This is a genomic window from Pseudomonas sp. NPDC087697, from assembly GCF_044743155.1.
Taxonomy (GTDB): Bacteria; Pseudomonadota; Gammaproteobacteria; order Pseudomonadales; family Pseudomonadaceae; genus Aquipseudomonas.
This window is the reverse complement of sequence record NZ_JBIUVW010000043.1, coordinates 14222-33793: the sequence shown is the minus strand read 5'-3', so window position 1 is coordinate 33793 and position 19572 is coordinate 14222. Positions and strand designations below refer to the sequence as shown.

Here is a 19572-nt window from a genome sequence, read left to right as displayed (position 1 = left end):
GGACGGTTGCCGTGGCCTTTGATTCGATATTCAAACCCGATCTGTTTGCTGGCCAGACGATTATTGTCACGGGTGGTGGCAGCGGCATCGGTCGTTGCACCGCCCACGAGTTGGCAGCCCTTGGCGCTCATGTGCTACTGGTCGGGCGTAAGCCCGAAAAGCTACAGAAGGTTGCGACGGAAATTACCGAAGACGGTGGTCAGGCGAGTTGGCAGGCCTGTGACATTCGCGATGAAGAAGCGGTCAAGCAATTGATCGGGCAACTGATCAAGGAGCACGGGCCGATTCACGGTCTGGTCAACAATGCCGGCGGCCAGTACCCGGCCCCCCTGGCCTCGATCAATCAGAAAGGTTTTGAAACCGTGCTGCGGACCAATCTGGTGGGCGGCTTCCTGATGGCTCGGGAGGTGTTCAATCAATCGATGAGCAAGCACGGTGGAAGCATCGTCAACATGCTCGCCGACATGTGGGGCGGCATGCCTGGCATGGGGCACTCGGGCGCGGCGCGTTCGGGCATGGACAACTTCACCAAGACCGCCGCGTTCGAATGGGGCTACGCCGGGGTGCGGGTCAACGCGGTGGCGCCCGGCTGGATCGCCTCCAGTGGCATGGACACTTACGAAGGTGCGTTCAAAGCACTGATCCCGACCCTGCGTGAACACGTGCCGCTCAAACGCATCGGCACCGAATCGGAAGTCAGCGCAGCGATCGTTTTCCTGCTGAGCCCAGCGGCGTCGTTTATCAGCGGCAGCACACTGCGGATCGACGGTGCGGCGAGCCTCGGCAGTCGCGCCTGGCCGCTGCACAAGGCGCAGCACAGTGAATCCTTCAATGGCTTCCACCGCGCTGGCTTACCAGACGTGCTGAAGGACGAGGACTGATCCATGCCGCTGATTGAATCGCAACTCGACCCCCACAGCCCGCAGTTTGCACAGAACCGCGAGGCGATGTTGAGCTGCATCGAACAGTTCCGTCAGCTGGAACGCAACCTGCTGAGTAAAGCGGCCGAAGCCAAGCCAAAATTCGACAAGCGCGGGCAACTCTTGCCACGCGAACGGCTGAACCTGCTGCTCGATCCCGGCGCGCCGTTTCTCGAACTGGCCAGCCTGGCCGGTTACAAACTGCACGACGACAAGGACGGCAGCCAGGCCGGTGGCGGGTTGATCGCCGGGATTGGTTATGTGTCCGGTGTGCGGGTGCTGGTGGTCGCCAACAACAGCGCGATCAAGGGCGGAACCATTTCCCCCAGCGGCCTGAAAAAATCCCTGCGTCTGCAACAGATCGCCATGGAAAACAAACTGCCGGTGATCACCCTCGCCGAGAGCGGTGGCGCCAATCTCAATTACGCCGCCGAAATTTTCATCGAGGGTGCACGCAGCTTCGCCAATCAGGCGCGGATGTCGGCCATGGGCTTGCCGCAAATTACCGTGGTGCACGGTTCGGCCACGGCCGGCGGTGCTTATCAGCCGGGGCTCTCGGACTACGTAGTGGTAGTGCGCGGCAAGGCCAAGCTATTTCTCGCAGGTCCCCCGCTGCTCAAGGCAGCCACCGGCGAAGTCGCCACCGATGAAGCACTCGGCGGCGCCGAAATGCACGCGCAAACCGCCGGCACCGCCGAATACCTGGCCGAAAACGATGCCGACGGCGTGCGCCTGGTACGCGAAATCGTCAGCCTGTTGCCGTGGAATGCGCGGTTGCCGCTGCACAGCACCCAATCCTGGGACGAACCGCTCTACCCCATAGACGAACTGTTGGGACTGATTCCCGACGATCCGAAAAAGCCCTACGACGTGCGCGAGATCATTGCCCGTATCGCCGACGGTTCGCGGTTTCTCGAGTTCAAGAGCGAGTTCGATCAGCAGACGATTTGCGGCCATTTAAAGCTCCAGGGACGGCCCTGCGGTTTTATCGGCAACAACGGTCCGATCACCCCACAAGGCGCCAGCAAGGCGGCGCAGTTCATCCAGCTCTGCGACCAGAGCCAGACACCGCTGCTGTTTTTCCATAACACCACCGGTTTCATGGTCGGCACCGAGTCGGAACAGCAAGGGGTGATCAAACACGGCGCGAAGATGATTCAGGCAGTGGCCAATGCGCGGGTGCCGAAGCTGACCATTGTGGTCGGAGGCTCTTACGGTGCCGGCAACTATGCAATGTGCGGCCGTGGCCTTGACCCGCGTTTCATCTTCGCCTGGCCCAACAGCCGCACCGCCGTCATGGGCGGTGCCCAGGCCGGCAAGGTGCTGCGAATTGTCACCGAAGCCAGGCAAGCCAAGGACGGCTTGGTCCCGGACCCGAAGATGCTCGACATGCTTGAACAGGTCACCGCGCAAAAGCTCGACAGCCAGTCCACTGCGTTATACGGCAGCGCCAACCTGTGGGACGACGGGCTGATTGACCCGCGAGATACGCGCACCTTGCTCGGCTACCTGCTGGATATCTGCCATGAAGCCGAGGTTCGTCAGTTGCAACCGAACAGTTTTGGTATCGCACGTTTTTGAGGCTCTGATCACCACCAGGTTTAGGGAGAACAATAAAAATGATCTTCACCCAGGAACACGAAGCACTACGCCGGACCATTCGCCAATTTGTCGACCGCGAAATCAACCCGTACGTCGATGAATGGGAAAAGGCCGGACGTTTTCCGATTCACGAGATTTTCCTCAAGGCCGGTGCGCTTGGTCTGCTGGGGATTTCCAAACCGGAAAAGTTTGGCGGCATGGGCCTGGACTACAGCTATTCGATTGTCGCCGCTGAAGAGTTCGGCACCATCCACTGCGGCGGGATTCCGATGTCGATCGGTGTGCAGACCGACATGTGCACCCCCGCCCTCGCCCGCTTCGGCTCCGATGAATTGCGTGAAGAATTCCTCCGTCCAGCGATCACCGGTGAACAGGTCGGCTGCATCGGCGTCTCGGAAGTCGGTGCCGGCTCTGACGTCGCCGGGCTGAAAACCACCGCGCGCAAGGACGGTGACGACTACGTGATCAACGGCAGCAAAATGTGGATCACCAACTCACCGAGTGCCGACTTCATCTGCCTGCTGGCCAACACCTCGGACGACAAGGCGCACATCAACAAATCGCTGATCATCGTGCCGATGAACAGCCCCGGCATCAGCCTCGGCTCGCACCTGGACAAACTCGGCATGCGCAGCTCGGAAACTGCCCAGGTGTTTTTCGACAACGTGCGCGTGCCGCAACGCAACCGCATCGGCCACGAAGGTGCAGGCTTCATGATGCAAATGCTGCAGTTTCAGGAAGAACGCCTGTTCGGTGCGGCCAACATGATCAAAGGCCTGGAGTATTGCATCGACAGCACCATCGAGTACTGCAAGGAACGCCAGACCTTCGGCAACGCGCTGATCGACAACCAGGTGATCCACTTCCGCCTCGCCGAGCTTTCAACCGAAATCGAGTGCCTGCGGGCACTGGTCTACCAGGCTGCCGAGCAATACGTCAAAGGCCAGGACATCACGCGCCTGGCGTCCATGGCCAAGCTCAAGGCCGGACGTCTGGGCCGGGAAGTCAGCGACAGTTGCCTGCAATACTGGGGCGGGATGGGCTACATGTGGGACAACCCGGTGGCCCGCGCCTACCGCGATGTGCGGCTGGTGTCGATCGGCGGCGGCTCCGACGAAATCATGCTGGGGATCATCTGCAAACTGATGGGCATCCTGCCCGGGAAGAAAAAATGAACACCCTGCCCGTTTGCCAGACCCTGCTGCTGGAACCGCACAACGGCGTCCTGCACATCACCTTGAACCGACCGGACTGCCGCAACGCCATGAGCTTGCAGATGGTCGCCGAATTGCGCGCGGTACTCGCGGCGGTACGCGATAACCGGGACATCCGCGCATTAGTGCTCGGCGGAGCCGGTGGCCATTTTTCTGCCGGCGGCGATTTGAAAGACATGGCCAATGCCCGTGCTCAAGGCCAGGAAGCTTACCGTGAGTTGAACCGCGCGTTTGGCGCCATGCTCGAAGAGGCCCAGCACGCGCCGCAAGTGGTGATCACGGTGTTGCAGGGTGCGGTGCTCGGCGGCGGCTTCGGTCTGGCCTGTGTCAGCGACATTGCACTGACCGATCACAATGCCCAGTTCGGCTTGCCGGAAACCAGCCTCGGCCTGCTGCCGGCGCAAATCGCACCGTTTGTGGTCCAGCGTATCGGCCTGACTCAGGCACGACGCCTGGCCCTCACCGCCGCACGTTTTGACGGGCATGAGGCGCGGCGTCTGGGGCTGGTGCACTTTGTCGAACACGATGCGCAAGCTCTGGCTGAACGTCTGGATGCGGTGCTCGCGCATGTTCTGTGTTGCGCTCCCGGCGCCAATGCCGCGACCAAGGCGTTGCTGCTGGCCAGCACCAAACAGCCGCTGGGGCCGTTGCTCGACCAGGCGGCCGAGTGGTTCAGCGAAGCCGTGACCGGGGCGGAAGGTGTCGAAGGGACGATGGCTTTTGTGCAGAAACGCAAACCGGGGTGGGCGCCTTAAAAGCTTCGCGAGCAAGCCCGCTCCCACAGTTGAAATGCATTCCAATGTGGGAGCGGGCTTGCTCGCGAAGAGGCCCTCAAAAACACCGCACAACACAAAGGATCAAACCATGCCCACCCTGCGCAAAATCCTCATCGCCAACCGTGGTGAAATCGCCTGCCGCATCCAGCGCACCGCCCAGGCGCTGGGTTATCGCACGGTGGCGGTGTTCAGCGATGCCGACGCCGACGCCCTGCACGTGCGCATGGCCGATGAGGCGGTCAACATCGGCCCCGCTGCCGTTGCGCAGTCCTACCTGAACAGCGCGGCGATCATCGCCGCCGCACAGCGCAGCGGTGCAGACGCGATCCATCCCGGCTACGGCTTCCTCTCGGAAAACGCTGAGTTCGCCACGGCTTGCGCCCGGGCCGGCATCACCTTTATCGGTCCAGGTCCTGCAGCCATCGAACTGATGGGCAGCAAGCGCTTGTCGAAAATCGCCATGCTCGCCGCTGGCGTGCCGTGCATCGCCGGTTACCAAGGGGCTGAGCAGGACGACGCCACCCTCAGCCGCGAAGCCGAACGCATCGGCTATCCGCTGATGATCAAGGCCAGCGCTGGCGGTGGTGGACGTGGCATGCGTCTGGTACACCGCGCGGGTGAACTGCTTGAGCAGGTCCGCACTGCACGCTCCGAAGCCCTGCACGCGTTTGGCAGCAACGAGCTGATTCTCGAACAAGCGCTGATCGAGCCGCGCCACGTCGAAATTCAGCTATTCGGCGACCAGCACGGCAACCTGATTTACCTCGGCGAGCGCGACTGTTCGATCCAGCGTCGCCATCAAAAAGTCATCGAGGAAGCACCTTGCCCGGTGATGACCGCCGAACTGCGCCAAGCCATGGGCGACGCCGCACTGAAGGCCGGGCGCGCGGTGAATTATGTTGGCGCCGGCACCGTGGAGTTCTTGCTCGATGCGCGGGGACAATTCTATTTTCTGGAGATGAATACCCGCTTGCAGGTCGAACACCCGGTGACCGAATTGATCACCGGTCTGGACCTGGTGGCCTGGCAATTGGATGTCGCCGCCGGATTACCGCTGCCGTTGCGTCAGGAACAGGTCGAACTCAAGGGCCACGCCATGGAAGTGCGCCTTTACGCCGAAGATCCGGCGCAGGGCTCCCTGCCCCAGACCGGGCGCATTACGCGCTGGGAGCCGGCCCTGGCGGACGGAGTGCGCATCGACCACGGCCTGCTTGAAGGTCAGCAGGTCAGTCCGTTTTACGACCCGCTGCTCGGCAAAATCATCGCCTACGGCGCCACCCGCGAAGAGGCTCGGCGCAAGTTGCTGCGGGCCGTCGAAGACAGCGCATTGCTGGGCCTGCAGACCAATCAGCGTTTGCTCACCGGTTTGCTGGAGCATCCACGGTTTATCGCCGGGGACTTCAATACCGGGTTCATCGCGCAACACTTCGCCGATCACCCGAGCCTTCACCCGCACGCGCCCACGGCCGAAGAGCTGGCTATCGCCACGGCGCTGTTCTATCAGCAGTCCGCCAGCCCACACACACCAGGACTCGCCGGTTGGCGCAACAACGCCACCGCGCCGTTGCTACAACAGATCGGCCTCAACGACAGTCGCTGGTCAACCGAAGTCAGCGTCCTGCCCGATGGGCAATTACGCATTCAGGTCGCCGGGGAAACGCTGCAACTGAAACTATTCGATATCAACGCACGCTCGGCCACCCTGGAAATCAACGGTATTCGCCGCCGCTACGCCTATCAACTGGCCGCTGGACAACTGTGGTTGTTCACTCGCCCCGGCAGCCTGCTGTTGCAAGACCAGACGCTGGCGCCCGTCAGCGGCCAGGTCAGCGCCAGCACCGGCACGCTGAAAGCGCCGATGGATGGTGCGATTGTCGAAGTGCTGGTCAGCGAAGGTTCACCGGTGAGCAAAGGGCAACTGTTGCTGGTGCTGGAGGCAATGAAAATGGAGCATCCGCTCAAGGCTGGCATCGACGGTGTGATCAAACGGTTGCAGGTCAGCCCCGGCGATCAGGTAAAAAATCGTCAGATTTTGTTGGAGGTTGAATAAGCCGCTAGGCGGATCCGCCGCGTTTGGCTACGCTCAGCCTCATCAGGACGCGGATACCAGGAAACCTGCGATGCCTCATTGGCTGGTAATTGATCTCGAAGCGACAACCGATGACGGTGGCTGGCCAGTAACCGAGATGGAAATCATCGAAATCGGCGCCACCCTGGTCAATCGCGAAGGCCGCGAACTGGACTACTTCCAGCGCTTCGTTCGGCCCCTGCGACGGCCGCTGCTGACACCCTTCTGTTGCGAGCTGACCCACATCACCCAAGCCAATATCGACACTGCCCAGCCACTGACCGAGGTCTGGCCGCTGTTCGAGCGCTGGCTCGGCCAGCATCACACGCGCCTCGAAGGCTGGGCCAGCTGGGGCGATTACGACCGCAAACAACTGCTTCAGGAATGGCAGCGTCTGCAACTCGACAGCGCCTTGAGCCGTGTCCCCCACATGAATCTGAAGCAGCGCTTCGCCAAGGCCCGCCGACTGGAACGGCCGCTGGGGCTCAACGGCGCCCTGCAACTGGCGGGATTGCAATTTACCGGTCAACAGCACCGAGCCCTGGAAGATGCACGCAATACCGCGCGCTTGTTACCGCTGATTCTTCCGGCTTGATCCTTGAGTGCAACAGGTGACGGGCGAAAAAGCCTTGTGCATACTGGCCGGCCTTTTTAGCCCATTTCGAGGAATCGCCCATGTTTAAAGTCAACGAGTACTTCGACGGCACCGTCAAGTCGATTGCTTTCGGCACCGCTGAAGGCCCGGCCACTATCGGCGTCATGGCACCGGGCGAATACGAATTCGGCACCAGCCAGCGTGAAATCATGCACGTGGTTTCCGGCGCCCTGACCGTCAAACTGCCTGACAGCAGCGACTGGGAAACCTTTGCCGCCGGCAGCCAGTTCAACGTACCGGCCAACAGCAAGTTCCAGCTGAAAGTCGCCGTCGACACCGCTTACCTGTGCGAATACCGCGGCTAAGCGTTTCACCGCGATAAAAAAATGCCCGTGTTGAAAGACACGGGCATTTTTCATTCCAGCGTTACAGCGTTATTCGAGAATCGTCACCGGCATACCGACTTCAAGCCGGCCATTGCCGTCGTTGACCAGGTTCTGGCCAAACATCGCGCCATCCTCTTGCGCACGGTATTTCTGCAGCGTGGCCAGGGGTTCACGGTCGTCGCTGCGCTCACCGGTCTGCGGGTCGATGGTGGTGAGGATGCAGCGTGAACATGGCTTGACCACGCGAAACTCGACATCGCCAATGCGAATTCGCTTCCAGCCATCTTCGGCAAACGCCTCACTGCCCTCGATCACCAGATTCGGTCGAAAACGCAGCATCTCCAATGGACGGCCAACGCGTTGCGACAAGTCCTCAAGCGAGGCCTGACCAATCAACAGCAGCGGAAAACCGTCGGCAAAGGCGACTTTATCGTCATCCTTGCCATAGCCAGCCTGAGTGGTACGGGCCAGCGCCTCGGGCACCTGCACCAGTCGGGTTGGCTTGCCAATGAATTCACTGACCCAGGCACCGGCTGCATCACCCGCATCAGGAACCCGCAAGGTATCGCGCCAGATGGTCACGCCACGCAGTTCGGCATCGTTGGCAGGCAGGGCAACATCGATCGGCGAGCGACCGGGTGCACTGAGCGTCAGGCCACCGGCGGCATTCCACAACGCCGACAACTGGCTCATGTCCGATACCGCGCGTTGCGTCAGAAAGCGTCCGCTGGCCTCGTCCACCAGCATCCAGCGTCGATCCCCATCCAGCCCCAGTTTATCCAGGCTGATCTGTTGCAGGGTTTCGCCCTTGCCGGACTTGAGTGGATAACGGTAAAGCGCGCTCAGACGCAACATGGCCAGCTCCCTGGAGGGCAAAAGCGCCACGATATACGAGCCGGCTGCCGAATCAAAGAAGCACATCACGGGCAGACGCCAAGCCTGCCCGTGATGCTCCGTCAGGCCGGAACTGCGTCGAGCATCAGGCGCTGGCGCACCACGTCGACCAGTTTGTCTGGCTGGAATTTCGAGAGGAAGTTGTCACAACCGACCTTCTTCACCATCGAGTCGTTGAAACTGCCGGACAGCGAGGTGTGCAGGACTACGTACAGGCCACGCAGACGTGGATCGTTGCGGATCTCGGTGGTCAGGCGGTAGCCGTCCATTTCGGGCATTTCCGCATCGGTGAAGATCATCAGCAGTTTGTCGGTCATGACCACGCCGGTATCGGCCCAGGCCTTGAGCATGTTCAGTGCCTTCAGGCCGTCGCTGGCGACGTGCATTTTCACCCCGAGCTGCCCCAGGGTGTCACGCAACTGGGACAGGGCCACCTTGGAGTCGTCCACCAGCAGCACTTCACGACCGCGGGCACGCTCCAGCACCGGGTCTTCGAGCTTGTCACGCGAAACCTTGGCGTTGTAAGGCACGATCTCGGCGAGTACTTTTTCGACGTCGATGATCTCCACCAACTGGTCATCGACCTTGCTGATGGCGGTGAGGTAATGCTGGCGACCGGCACTGGTTGGCGGCGGCAGAATGGCTTCCCAGTTCATGTTGACGATGCGATCGACGCCACCGACCAGGAATGCCTGCACCGATCGGTTGTACTCGGTGACGATGATGGTGCTGTTGGGCCCCGGCACCAGCGGCCGCATACCGATGGCCTGGGACAGGTCGATCACCGGCAACGTCTGGCCACGCAGATTGACCACACCACAGACAAACGGGTGACGCTGTGGCATCAGGGTCAGTTTTGGCAATTGCAGGACTTCTTGTACCTTGAAAACGTTGATCGCAAACAACTGCCGACCGGCCAGACGAAACATGAGAATTTCCAGGCGATTCTCACCCACCAGCTGTGTGCGTTGATCTACTGTGTCGAGAATGCCGGCCATTAATGACTCCTGGGCTTTTTTGATGATTTCACTAAAGAAAGGTATCGGCGGTTCACGTGCAATCTTGACCCGCAAACAAAATGCCACGCAAAGGAATTGATGTCACATTAACATCATGCTCTACTGATGCGGTCAACTCACCCATTGCACAATCCTCTGCGCGACCCGTCTTTGCGCGTCAGGTTCCGTGGCATAAGGGAATCCCCTAGCCGCAATCAGGACCAGCCTGATATTCGCGATATCCAATAGCCATTAATGTGACGCCATTCTCACTGCATGAATGGAGTCAGGCTTTTGTTTGTGATCGAAGAACCGTTGTCGAGCTTGTTTTTCAGCCCGCCAGGTTACGCCGCTCATGCCTCATGGCGAATTATTGCGGCACCTCGTTACGCTGCAAATCAGGCTCGATCAATCGGAGAATTCGCGTCGAACGCAAACATACCGTTCATCGCCAGCCACAAAAAATCAGAATCGCCTTACAGATTCCGGTCGTCGTCCAGCAGTACCTTACGTTCGTTCGCCACACGCCCAATTGCATCACCTGACTTGATGTCGTGGAGAGAAGCATGCTGAACGATCGTAAAAACCGGAATCAGCGACTGCCCGAATTTTTGATCGAGGCGGAAACACTGCTGGCCAAATCCGAGGAGTGCCTGAGCCACCTGCAACTGATCAACAATGATCAGGATGCCATCGACTGCATGCTGAACACACTGTTCACCCTGGCCAACCGGGCCGATGCATTGGCGCTGCAGGCCGTATCGGAGTTCTCGATGTGCATTCACAGCCTGCTCAGCCATGCACGCACTCAAATCGATCTGAATGACCAGGCACTTTGCGCATTGAAAGAATGCTTCACCTTGATGGCCTGGCAACTTGAGCTCATCGACCTGACTACCGGCCAGCTCAGCCTTGATGACGCTGAGCAGATGTCGTTGATAGAAGCATTCGCCATGGAAATAGATCGTGCCCCGACACGTCTGGCACCACCTGCCAGGCCGTTCGCATGCGCTACGCTTTCGGTAGGACATGCCTGAGTTTCATCAAGTATTGCGTGGGATCGCCTGATAATCTTCAGCACTTCCCGCAACAGCCTTTCGTGTCGCAATTGAACATTTCATATCTTTTAACGACAGAATCAACGTAATAATCCAACTATTTAGTTGTGGACTTCTGACCTCCGAAACTCCCCGTTTAGAGCACTGCAAACTGTTTAGTAACACAATGATTCAAGCTGGACGCTCCGTCGCCAGCGCATTCCCGCCAAACGTGGAACAGCCGTCCAACAACGAAAAAATTCCTGACTCACTGGACATATATAGCGCACGCGACCAACGGTATGTTAAGTGGTATTATGCGGCCCAATTAGTTGGCTCTACTTTATGGCACTCTGACTCCAGGCCGGGCCTATCCCCTGGAAACTGCAAAACTCGATTTTGACAATCAGACTGCGCTAACTTGAAGCCAACTATTCAATCACCAGCATTTTCCAGACAGAGACCCGTCAGCCACCCTGACCGGTCTGCCCGCAGCGAACATTCATTGGCTCCATCCGCTATGTACGCCAGCCTCAAGTCAGTCGCCTCTTGGCCACCCTCCCGAAAAAACGTTCGCCGGTTCACTCTGTTGCTGTGCCTGTGTTCGGCAGTGGGCAGCCTGCTGGTTTATTGCCTGTCCAGCCACTTTCCAATTGCGCTGCTGGTACTGAATCTGGCGGCAGCCACCGGTGTCTGGGTGCAGCATCGCAACTCGCGCAAATCGATCAAGTTCCAGCCTCAGGAACTTGCCGACCGTTTGCTGGAAGTACAGGAAAATGAACGCCATCGGCTCAGTCGTGAACTCCACGACGATATTGGCCAATTACTGACGGCGGCGAAGCTTCAAAGTGAATGGCTCAAGCGACGTCTGCCCGAAGAACTGCAAAGCCATTGCAACGTGCTCTGCGACACACTGGAAGAAACCCTTACCAAAGTTCGCGATGTGTCGGCCATTCTCAATCCAAGACAACTCACCAGCCTTGGCCTGGAAGCCAGTTTGCGTGCGCATTTGCTCAAGACACTGGCAAACACTGCCGTGAACTGGAGCCTTGAATGCCAGCAGCGTCTGACCGGTATTCCGGAAGAAATGGCGGTGGCGGCGTTTCGGATTACTCAGGAAGCCGTCACCAACATGCTGCGCCATGCCCAAGCCAAAAATCTGTTGATCCGTTTGCAACGCCTGCCCCAAGGGCTTGCGCTTTTTATCAGCGATGACGGACTGGGCTTTTCTCCAGCCATCCATCCTGGTCGTGAAGGGCAGCGCGGAATGGCCGGAATGTCAGAGCGGATCGAACAACTGGGCGGCACCCTGAGCGTCATCAGTGAGCCCGGCAAAGGTACGCAGATCGAAGCACTTTTCCCTTGGGCGCCCCGCGCGCTCGAACGAGCCAGTACGAATAAGGTTCAACATTGACTTGTAACTTGCTTCTGGTGGATGACCACTCGCTGATCAGAGCCGGCGTACGTGCGCTGGTTCTGGATATTCCGGGTTACGCCGTCATTGGTGAAGCCAATGATGGTGCACAGCTGCTCGAAATGGTCGAGAAGCTAAGCCCCGACATCATCCTGCTGGATATATCCATGAAGGAAACCGGCGGGCTTGAGGCTCTGCAAAGACTCAAGGCGGTACGCCCGCAGAGCAAGGTGCTGATACTGTCGATGCACACCGACCCGGGGCTGATCATGCAAGCCCTGGAGTCCGGCGCTCATGGCTACCTGCTCAAGGACACCACCGCCACGGAACTGGAACACGCGCTTGAAGCCTTACGCAACAACGAACGCTACCTGAGCCCGGCCATCGCTCACACCGTGATCAACCAGGCACTGATTCGTGCCCAGAAAAGCCAGCCAGAACCGGTCGACAACCATAATCTGACGGCACGTCAGCTAGAGATTCTGCGCTTGATCGTGCGTGGCAAATCCACTCGCGAGATTGCCAGCGGTTTAGGCCTGAGCATCAAAACAGTGGAAACCCATCGTTCTCAGATCATGAAGCGCTTGCAGATCTTCGATGTCGCGGGCCTGGTGCTGTTTGCCGTGCGCGAGCAAATCATCAGTCTCGACGACTAGGCTGGAGTGATCGCCCCAGTAACGGCGATCCCTCGGGCAGATGTACGCGCAAAGCGCCTGGACGCATCGAAAAGCGCAAGCTGTCACCTTGTATGGGCTCGCCATCAAGGTTGATATACAGCCCCTCCGAAACCTTGATCTCGACCCACGGCAAGCGCGCCCGCACGAACATGTTGTCGATGCCCCCGACAATAGACGTGCTTTCAGAAGAGTCCTACATGCCGACTTTTTTCTTACAAGTCGTGATGAATAAGCCCAATTGACGGTCATTTCGTATTGGTACACCTTGTGACTGCAGTTATCAGGCAACAGCAAAAAACACACAAGGATGTGCACGTATTATGACCAGTGTCTATCGGGCAGGGAGCCATGCACTTAATGCAAAGCCATGACTTCCGATTTCCAGTCAACCGAGGTTCGCCACCCAAGGGCGGTCACCCCGCTCACCCGACTGAATGCAATTGCACCATCAACACATCTGGAGGGAACGACATGGAACCGCGCGTTGTAGAGCTGGAGACCCACCTCAAGTACATCCGCAGAGATATGGAAGAGGTCCGAAACGACGTCAAATCCATCAAGCACAGGATTGCTTACTCAGCAGGCGCTGCGGCGGTGATCATTGGCCTGCTGGGCTGGATCGCCAACAGCCGCTTCGATCAGCTCGTGATGCTGCTTAACTCATAACCTGCGCCACGAGACGCCAGGCCCGAGGTAATCCATAACGGGCCTGGCAAGTCTGTAGTGCGCAAAGGGCTTATCCCAGCACTTCACTCAGCGGGATGAAATTCACCCAATCACCTTCGGCCAAGGTGCACTCTTCCAGCACTTCAACCAGCCCCTCAGCCCAGGCTGCACTGCGCAAAACACCCGAACTCTGGTTTTTGTAGATGATTGCCCGCCCATGCTCCAGACGGCCGCGCAGATATTCCCGGCGATTGCCAGCTTTGGACCAGACGAATCCTGCCGGAACCTGAAACTGCAAGGGCCGGACTTCTCTTACGCCTTGACGACGCAACAGATAGGGACGTGCCAACAGGGCGAAGGTCACCAGTGTCGACGCAGGATTGCCAGGTAATCCAATCACCGGCACACCTCGAAAATGCCCAAACGTCAGTGGCTTCCCTGGCTTGATGGCCAGCTTCCACAACGCCAGTTCACCTTCTTCACGCAGCGCAATACCCAAAAAATCCGCCTCGCCAACCGATACACCGCCGGTAGAAAGGATCAGGTCGACATTCCCCAATTCGGCGAGACGATTGCGAGTGGCCTGCAAATCGTCTGGCAGAATCCCCGCATCGATCACTTCGCAGCCTAAACGCAGCAACCAGCTGCACAGCAATACCCGATTGCTGTTGTAAATCTGCCCTGGGCCAAGGGCCTGCCCAGGCTCGACTAATTCGTCCCCGGTGGACAACACTGCAACCCGTACCTTGCGCACGACTTCAAGTTCTGCGCACCCCAGTGAGGCCGCCAAACCTTGTTCGATAGGACCCAAGCGCGTACCGGCGGTCAACACCTGCTCACCCACCGTGGTCTCCTGACCTTGCGGGCGAATGTTCTGCCCTGCGTGCATCGGCTCGCTAAAACGTACCCGTTGGTCTGCCTGAACCTCGGCGTTTTCCTGCATTTCAACGCAGTCTGCACCCGCTGGCACCGGTGCGCCGGTGAAGATCCGTGCACAGGTACCCGGCGCTAATGGCTCCGGGGCTTGCCCGGCAAATATCTTCTGGCTGACCACCAGAGGCTCACCAGTCCAGTCGGAAAGGCACAAGGCATAACCGTCCATGGCACTGTTAGGCCATGGCGGCAGATCAAGGGTCGACAGCAGATCCTCGGCGAGAACACGGCCCTGGGTCGCAGCCAATGGCAATCGCTCGCGCTCAAGGATTGGCGACGCCTCAGCCATTTCCAGCAAGCGTGCCAGCGCCACTTCGACCGGCATCAAACTGCCCGTCTTGCCTGGCTTACCCACGGGATTCACAGGGTGCCGCCTGTTTCAGGTGAGCTACGAAGTTGCAAGGGCGGTGCCGCGAATCCAGTTGCTCAGCGAGAATCCCGTCCCAACCGGTTCGCACCGCATTGGTGGAACCCGGCAAACAGCAAACCAGCGTGCCATTGGCCAACCCTGCCAGCGCACGGGACTGCACCGTCGAGGTGCCAATGTCAGCAACCGATATCTGCCGAAACAACTCACCAAATCCGTCGACCTGTTTATCCAGCAGGCAACTGACGGCTTCCGGTGTACTGTCACGGCCGGTAAAACCCGTACCACCGGTAATCAGCACCACTTGCACAACGTCGTCAGCGATCCAGGTTGCGACTTGCGCACGAATTTTGTAGAGGTCATCTTTAAGCAGAATACGTGCGGCCAGGTTATGTCCGGCGGCACTCAGGCGGTCAACGAAGACTTGTCCCGAGGTATCGGTTTCCAGCGTGCGGGTATCACTGACAGTCAACACCGCAATGTTCAGCGGGGCGAAAGGTACATCAGCCTTGGCTTTCATAGGCTCGTCCAGTTGTAGGAGAAACAGCCCGGTGTTATATCACAGCGCCTCATTTTTTCACCGCACCTATGGAGATGTGCCATGACCTCGAACATCCCGTTACCACCCTGCTCTGTCCTGCTTCTGGCGGGAGGACGTGGCCAGCGCATGGGTGGTCAGGACAAGGGGCTGCTGGTGTGGCAAGGCCTGCCTTTGATTGCACATCTATACCGCCAGACTCGCGGTTTAAGCGATGACCTGATCATTTCCTGCAACCGCAATCTGGAAAAATACGCGCCTTACGCCGACCAGTTGGTCCATGACGACAATAGTGACTTCCCGGGCCCATTGGCTGGGATCCGTGCCGGGTTGGCGGTCGCGCGACATCCCCATCTGATGATCCTGCCCTGTGACGTACCGCGTATTGATTCCGAACTACTCACGGCCATGCGCGAAGCCGCCCGCCAACAGCCGGACAAACCCTTGATGCTACGCCAGGGCGAGCATTGGGAACCGTTGCTGTGCATTATCCCTGTAGCACTGGCAGGCGAGTTTGAAAACGCCTGGAACGAGGGTGAGCGCAGCCCCGGACGCATCATGCGAAACCTCGGAGCCATCGCCCTGCAATGCCCCGAAAATGATCGACGCCTGGCCAACCTGAATACACCGGAGCTGTTAAGCCTGCACGGTAGCGTGCCAGAATGACGCCAACCAAGGAACTTGCACGCCAGGCATACGTCTCAAGTCCAGTACTCAAAAGAATTCATATTCGGAGACATCACATGACTCAACGGACCCTCGCCACTCTCATGCTCACACTGGGCCTCGCTACCCTTGCCGGTTGCTCATCGCCTACGGTGATCACCTTGAACGACGGTCGCGAGATCCAGTCTGTCGACACCCCCAAATACGATTCCAAGTCAGGCTTTTACGAATTCGAACAGCTGGATGGCAAGCAAACCCGAGTCAACAAAGATCAGGTTCGCACCGTTAAAGACCTGTAAGCCTAACGGCGACAGCCTGGTACATATAAAGCCCGCCATTGTGCGGGTTTTATCGTTTCTGGCAGAAGCAGACCTTGCTCAGCCCAGGCCACTCACTGAGCGCCGCGCGTAAACTCCGGAATCACCACTGTAGGGGACTTACCACTGCAGGGTGATTTCACTTTCAAAACTTCGCTCCAGCCCGGTCACCGGATCGATAAAACACAACCCTTTGGCCAGTAACTTCAATGGATTGGCGTAATCATCTTCAACGTCTTTCAACGCATCAGGATAAAATGGGTCATTGCAGATACTCGCCCCCAAAGCAGTCATGTGAACCCTTAACTGGTGCTTTTTTCCAGTCACCGGATACAGCGCATAACGCCAGAGATCAGCGTTTTTCTCTATGACTTCAATCGCAGTCTCGGTATTGCTCGCACCGGGCCCCTCTTGCATGCGAAAGAAGGGCTCACCATCGACCAGGCGGCTTTTATGCACCATCGGAAACGAGACCTCAGGCAAAGCGCGGGCGATTGCCTCGTAGCGTTTTTCGATCTGCCGTGTCGGAAACAGCGACTGATACGCCGAACGACTCTGGGGGTTGGCAGAAAACAGCACAAGCCCGGCCGTGTGTCGGTCTATGCGGTGCAAAGGCACCAAATGCGGGTTATCCAGGCGACGGATCAAGCGCCGCAGCAATGTCTGTTCGACGTATTCGCCCGCCGGGGTCACCGGCAGAAAGTGTGGTTTGTCCGCGACCACCAGATGCTCGTCGGCATACAGAATCGTCTCTAGCACCGGGATTGGTTTTTCGTCGGGAACTTCCCGGAAATAGTGAATCCGCAGACCTTCCTTGTAAGGCAGGTCCACAGTAATCGCATGACCTTGACCATCCAGGACACGACCACGGGCGATCCTGTCCAGCCATTGCTCGCGACCAATGGCGCTGAAGTGCTCGCACAGACAATCGAGCACGGTCAACCAGACGCCCGGCGGCAGGTACAGCGTGCTAGCCTGATTCTGTGCGGCGGAAAAAGATGAGGTGGACATACGAAAGCTCTGGCCCTTAGTGCAGGCGTACATTATCCAACAAGGGCCTGAGCGATCCTAGGAGAGATTCCGCACGAGCGGTTCTCACGATTGTCACGCGGTCAGCGACTCTCGCTGCGCCGCTGCGTCGGTAAACTCCTTCAGCCAGCGCAATACATCGACAGCCTCCCAACGGCCAGGATCATAAAGCGCATACAACAACCCTTGATAACCCACGACATCCAGTTGACGGTGATAACCCGCACGCTGAAACAAGGCTTCGATTTCAGCGAAGCAGGTGTTGAAGTGCAATTTGTTGAATGGCGTTTTCCCTTCGGTAACCAGGCCATCCAGACGCAACTCCAGCACCGCCTCGCGTACCAGATCGGCGGACATCCGGTTCACGCTGGCTTTCAATTGTTCAACATTGACCATGCTTCATCCCTCTAACGCGAATAGCTGTATGCGCATACAGTAGACGAATAATCGGGGTTACGCCAACGCATTACCTGGGGATCGCGACAGGCGGGACGACTGCCGCTAAAAACGAGAAGGGGTCTAACGCAGGAATGCCACGACCTGTTCGGCGTCGAAGGGCCAACCCAGCTCGGCCCCCGTATCAACACGGCGCAGAACCGGAATGCGCAAACCGTAGGCTTCAAACAACGCTTCGCTGTCTGCAATGTCGACCAGTTCCACCAACAAACCGTGCTCGACCAGCGGCATCAGTTCCGCTTCGGCAAGTTCACAGAGATGACAACCAAGGGTGCTGAACAACTGGCATTCAGGGGACATGACGAACAGACCAACGAGGATTGGGTAATCATTCTAGGCCTGGGATGAAAACTCGTCGAGCGACGGGACCGCCCATGCGGACAGCCAATTTGAGCTGTCTGGGTAACAAGACGTTGTGGCCTTGCTCGCGCAGAACCAGAAAACTTCTGCGCGAGCCCGGCCGATCCGCTGAAGGCAATCAATCCTGGCTGACCGCCCCGATCTTGTGGATAGACAAATCCGCCCCGTAATACTCCTCTTCCTGGCTCAGGCGCAGGCCATGGAACAGCTTGATCGCGCCATACACCGCAAAGCCTCCGATCAGTGCCACAGCTACACCGAGCGCGGTGCCGATCAACTGGCTGATCAGGCTCACCCCACCGAGTCCACCCAAGGCGCTCTGACCGAATACCCCACAGGCAATCCCGCCCCAAACGCCACACAGACCGTGCAACGGCCAGACGCCGAGTACATCATCGATCTTCCATTGGCTTTGCGCCGCGATGAAACACCAGACAAACAAGGCCCCGGCAATGGCTCCGGTCACCAGTGCGCCAACCGGGTGCATCAAGTCAGAACCCGCACAGATCGCTACCAACCCGGCCAGAGGGCCGTTGTGCAGGAACCCCGGATCGTTACGACCGACAATCAACGCGGCAACCGTACCGCCGACCATCGCCATCAACGAGTTGACGGCCACCAGACCACTGACACCTTGCAGGGTTTGCGCGCTCATCACGTTAAAGCCGAACCATCCGACGATGAGAATCCACGAACCCAATGCCAGAAACGGAATGCTCGACGGCGCAAAGGCCACCAGGCGCCCGTCGCGATACCGACCATTGCGCGGACCGAGCAACAATACCGCCGCCAGCGCCAGCCAACCGCCCATGGCGTGCACCACCACAGATCCCGCAAAGTCATGGAAGCTGGCACCAAAACGCGCCAACAACCAGGCCTGCAGACCAAAGTTTCCGTTCCAGACCACACCTTCAAAAAACGGATAAATGAAGGCGACGATCAACGCCGTCGCGCACAACTGCGGAACGAATCGGGCGCGCTCGGCAATCCCCCCGGAGATGATCGCCGGGATGGCTGCGGCAAAGGTCAGCAGGAAGAAAAACTTCACCAGTCCATAACCGTGATCCGCACTGATCACCGCAGCCGGTTGCATGAAATTGACGCCGTATGAAATCCAGTAGCCTATAAAGAAGTAGGCCAGCGTTGAGATGGCAAAGTCGCTGAGGATTTTCGATAAAGCGTTGACTTGGTTTTTTTGCCGAACCGTGCCGACTTCCAGAAAAGCGAAACCGGCATGCATGGCCAGAACCATGACAGCGCCGATCAGAATGAACAGCGTATTGGAGCTATGGACCAGGCTGTCCACAGCACTTTGCAAATTTTCCATGGAGTTGGCAGACCTTAAAGTCGCAAAAGCACCAAAGCAGTTCACCGAGCCAATTTACGCACCAAGTTGACACCAGCCTTGGCGTCCACCCTTATTCCGGCGAACCGTTTTGGCGCAAAAAACTCATTGAGGTCAATCATTGCTCGGGTGTTTGCGCGAGTTTCTATTATTTAGGTTAAGGTTTTCGCGAAGCACGCCCAGTTTCAGCGCAACAGCACTGTTTGACGCACCACGACATAGCAAAAGCTGTACCAGGCATTAGGGGGGCGGGGGGGCATATTTTTTGCCCCCCCCGGGGGGGCCCAAAATTTTGAACCCCCCCCCCCCCAGCA

General features: G+C 58.2%; 21 protein-coding genes and 1 pseudogene. 13 read left to right on the top strand and 9 right to left on the bottom strand.

Annotated features, from left to right (window positions below; translation table 11 throughout):
* Positions 1 to 11 precede the first annotated feature (11 nt).
* From ACIPIN_RS23610 to ACIPIN_RS23580, 7 genes are all read left to right on the top strand, one after another.
* Complete coding sequence (locus ACIPIN_RS23610; protein ID WP_401122815.1) at positions 12 to 881, top strand: SDR family oxidoreductase; 870 nt, start codon at positions 12 to 14, stop codon at positions 879 to 881.
* 3 nt (positions 882 to 884) lie between these two features.
* On the top strand, positions 885 to 2501 hold the full coding sequence (gene atuC / locus ACIPIN_RS23605; protein ID WP_401122813.1) for a geranyl-CoA carboxylase subunit beta: 1617 nt from the start codon (positions 885 to 887) through the stop codon (positions 2499 to 2501).
* A 38-nt stretch (positions 2502 to 2539) separates the two neighbouring features.
* The gene (gene atuD, locus ACIPIN_RS23600; protein WP_401122810.1) at positions 2540 to 3697 is read left to right on the top strand and encodes a citronellyl-CoA dehydrogenase; all 1158 of its coding nucleotides are present in this window, start codon (positions 2540 to 2542) and stop codon (positions 3695 to 3697) included.
* A complete protein-coding gene (locus tag ACIPIN_RS23595; RefSeq protein ID WP_401122807.1) occupies positions 3694 to 4491 on the top strand; it encodes an enoyl-CoA hydratase/isomerase family protein in 798 nt (265 codons plus the stop codon). Before atuD ends, ACIPIN_RS23595 begins: the two co-directional genes overlap by 4 nt.
* Positions 4492 to 4600: 109 nt before the next feature.
* A complete protein-coding gene (locus ACIPIN_RS23590) occupies positions 4601 to 6562 on the top strand; it encodes an acetyl-CoA carboxylase biotin carboxylase subunit (protein WP_401122804.1) in 1962 nt (653 codons plus the stop codon).
* A 70-nt stretch (positions 6563 to 6632) separates the two neighbouring features.
* Positions 6633 to 7175 carry an exonuclease domain-containing protein gene (locus ACIPIN_RS23585; RefSeq protein ID WP_401122801.1) on the top strand — a complete coding sequence of 181 codons (543 nt, stop codon included), beginning with the start codon at positions 6633 to 6635 and terminating at the stop codon, positions 7173 to 7175.
* An 80-nt stretch (positions 7176 to 7255) separates the two neighbouring features.
* Positions 7256 to 7540, top strand: coding sequence for a pyrimidine/purine nucleoside phosphorylase (locus ACIPIN_RS23580; protein ID WP_007940055.1), 285 nt, complete (start codon positions 7256 to 7258; stop codon positions 7538 to 7540).
* A gap of 69 nt (positions 7541 to 7609) precedes the next feature.
* On the opposite strand, the gene ACIPIN_RS23575 is transcribed toward ACIPIN_RS23580, so the two are convergent.
* Together ACIPIN_RS23575 and ACIPIN_RS23570 are read right to left on the bottom strand one after the other, a co-directional pair.
* Entirely contained in the window at positions 7610 to 8416 is an 807-nt protein-coding gene (locus ACIPIN_RS23575; protein WP_401122798.1) for an MOSC domain-containing protein, read from the bottom strand.
* 101 nt (positions 8417 to 8517) lie between these two features.
* Positions 8518 to 9453 (bottom strand): chemotaxis protein CheV, encoded by a 936-nt coding sequence (locus ACIPIN_RS23570; protein ID WP_071554432.1) that lies wholly within the window; start codon positions 9451 to 9453, stop codon positions 8518 to 8520.
* 566 nt (positions 9454 to 10019) lie between these two features.
* Between ACIPIN_RS23570 and ACIPIN_RS23565 the strand changes: the two genes are divergently transcribed.
* The 3 genes from ACIPIN_RS23565 (at position 10020) to ACIPIN_RS23555 (ending at position 12560) form a co-directional block, all read left to right on the top strand.
* Positions 10020 to 10490, top strand: coding sequence for a hypothetical protein (locus tag ACIPIN_RS23565; protein ID WP_401122795.1), 471 nt, complete (start codon positions 10020 to 10022; stop codon positions 10488 to 10490).
* A gap of 520 nt (positions 10491 to 11010) precedes the next feature.
* The gene (locus tag ACIPIN_RS23560; protein WP_401122888.1) at positions 11011 to 11904 is read left to right on the top strand and encodes a sensor histidine kinase; all 894 of its coding nucleotides are present in this window, start codon (positions 11011 to 11013) and stop codon (positions 11902 to 11904) included.
* The gene (locus tag ACIPIN_RS23555; protein WP_401122792.1) at positions 11901 to 12560 is read left to right on the top strand and encodes a response regulator; all 660 of its coding nucleotides are present in this window, start codon (positions 11901 to 11903) and stop codon (positions 12558 to 12560) included. The genes ACIPIN_RS23560 and ACIPIN_RS23555 overlap by 4 nt, the downstream gene beginning before the upstream one ends.
* On the opposite strand, the pseudogene ACIPIN_RS23550 reads toward ACIPIN_RS23555, so the two are convergent.
* Positions 12544 to 12744 (bottom strand): annotated as a pseudogene (locus ACIPIN_RS23550) (lipid kinase YegS); the annotation flags it as partial. The gene ACIPIN_RS23555 and the pseudogene ACIPIN_RS23550 sit on opposite strands and share 17 nt — an antisense overlap.
* 194 nt (positions 12745 to 12938) lie before the next feature.
* Between ACIPIN_RS23550 and ACIPIN_RS23545 the strand changes: the two are divergent.
* A complete protein-coding gene (locus ACIPIN_RS23545; RefSeq protein ID WP_401122789.1) occupies positions 12939 to 13247 on the top strand; it encodes a hypothetical protein in 309 nt (102 codons plus the stop codon).
* A 70-nt stretch (positions 13248 to 13317) separates the two neighbouring features.
* On the opposite strand, the gene glp is transcribed toward ACIPIN_RS23545, so the two are convergent.
* Both glp and moaB read right to left on the bottom strand, forming a co-directional pair.
* Positions 13318 to 14544 carry a gephyrin-like molybdotransferase Glp gene (glp, locus tag ACIPIN_RS23540; protein ID WP_401122786.1) on the bottom strand — a complete coding sequence of 409 codons (1227 nt, stop codon included), beginning with the start codon at positions 14542 to 14544 and terminating at the stop codon, positions 13318 to 13320.
* Positions 14528 to 15067 (bottom strand): molybdenum cofactor biosynthesis protein B, encoded by a 540-nt coding sequence (gene moaB / locus ACIPIN_RS23535; RefSeq protein ID WP_054596381.1) that lies wholly within the window; start codon positions 15065 to 15067, stop codon positions 14528 to 14530. The genes glp and moaB overlap by 17 nt, the downstream gene beginning before the upstream one ends.
* An 81-nt stretch (positions 15068 to 15148) precedes the next feature.
* Between moaB and mobA the strand changes: the two genes are divergently transcribed.
* Both mobA and ACIPIN_RS23525 read left to right on the top strand, forming a co-directional pair.
* Positions 15149 to 15751 (top strand): molybdenum cofactor guanylyltransferase MobA, encoded by a 603-nt coding sequence (gene mobA / locus ACIPIN_RS23530; RefSeq protein WP_401122783.1) that lies wholly within the window; start codon positions 15149 to 15151, stop codon positions 15749 to 15751.
* Positions 15752 to 15828: 77 nt separating this feature from the next.
* Positions 15829 to 16050, top strand: coding sequence for a YgdI/YgdR family lipoprotein (locus ACIPIN_RS23525; RefSeq protein WP_401122781.1), 222 nt, complete (start codon positions 15829 to 15831; stop codon positions 16048 to 16050).
* Positions 16051 to 16188: 138 nt separating this feature from the next.
* On the opposite strand, the gene ACIPIN_RS23520 is transcribed toward ACIPIN_RS23525, so the two are convergent.
* The 4 genes from ACIPIN_RS23520 to ACIPIN_RS23505 form a co-directional block, all read right to left on the bottom strand.
* A complete protein-coding gene (locus tag ACIPIN_RS23520) occupies positions 16189 to 17079 on the bottom strand; it encodes a pseudouridine synthase (RefSeq protein ID WP_401122778.1) in 891 nt (296 codons plus the stop codon).
* Between the two features lie 93 nt (positions 17080 to 17172).
* Positions 17173 to 17493, bottom strand: coding sequence for a transcriptional regulator (locus tag ACIPIN_RS23515; protein WP_401122775.1), 321 nt, complete (start codon positions 17491 to 17493; stop codon positions 17173 to 17175).
* A gap of 123 nt (positions 17494 to 17616) precedes the next feature.
* Positions 17617 to 17853, bottom strand: a complete 237-nt coding sequence (locus tag ACIPIN_RS23510) for a glutaredoxin family protein (protein ID WP_401122772.1) — start codon at positions 17851 to 17853, stop codon at positions 17617 to 17619.
* 178 nt (positions 17854 to 18031) lie between these two features.
* Positions 18032 to 19240 carry an ammonium transporter gene (locus tag ACIPIN_RS23505; RefSeq protein WP_401122769.1) on the bottom strand — a complete coding sequence of 403 codons (1209 nt, stop codon included), beginning with the start codon at positions 19238 to 19240 and terminating at the stop codon, positions 18032 to 18034.
* Positions 19241 to 19572 lie beyond the last annotated feature (332 nt).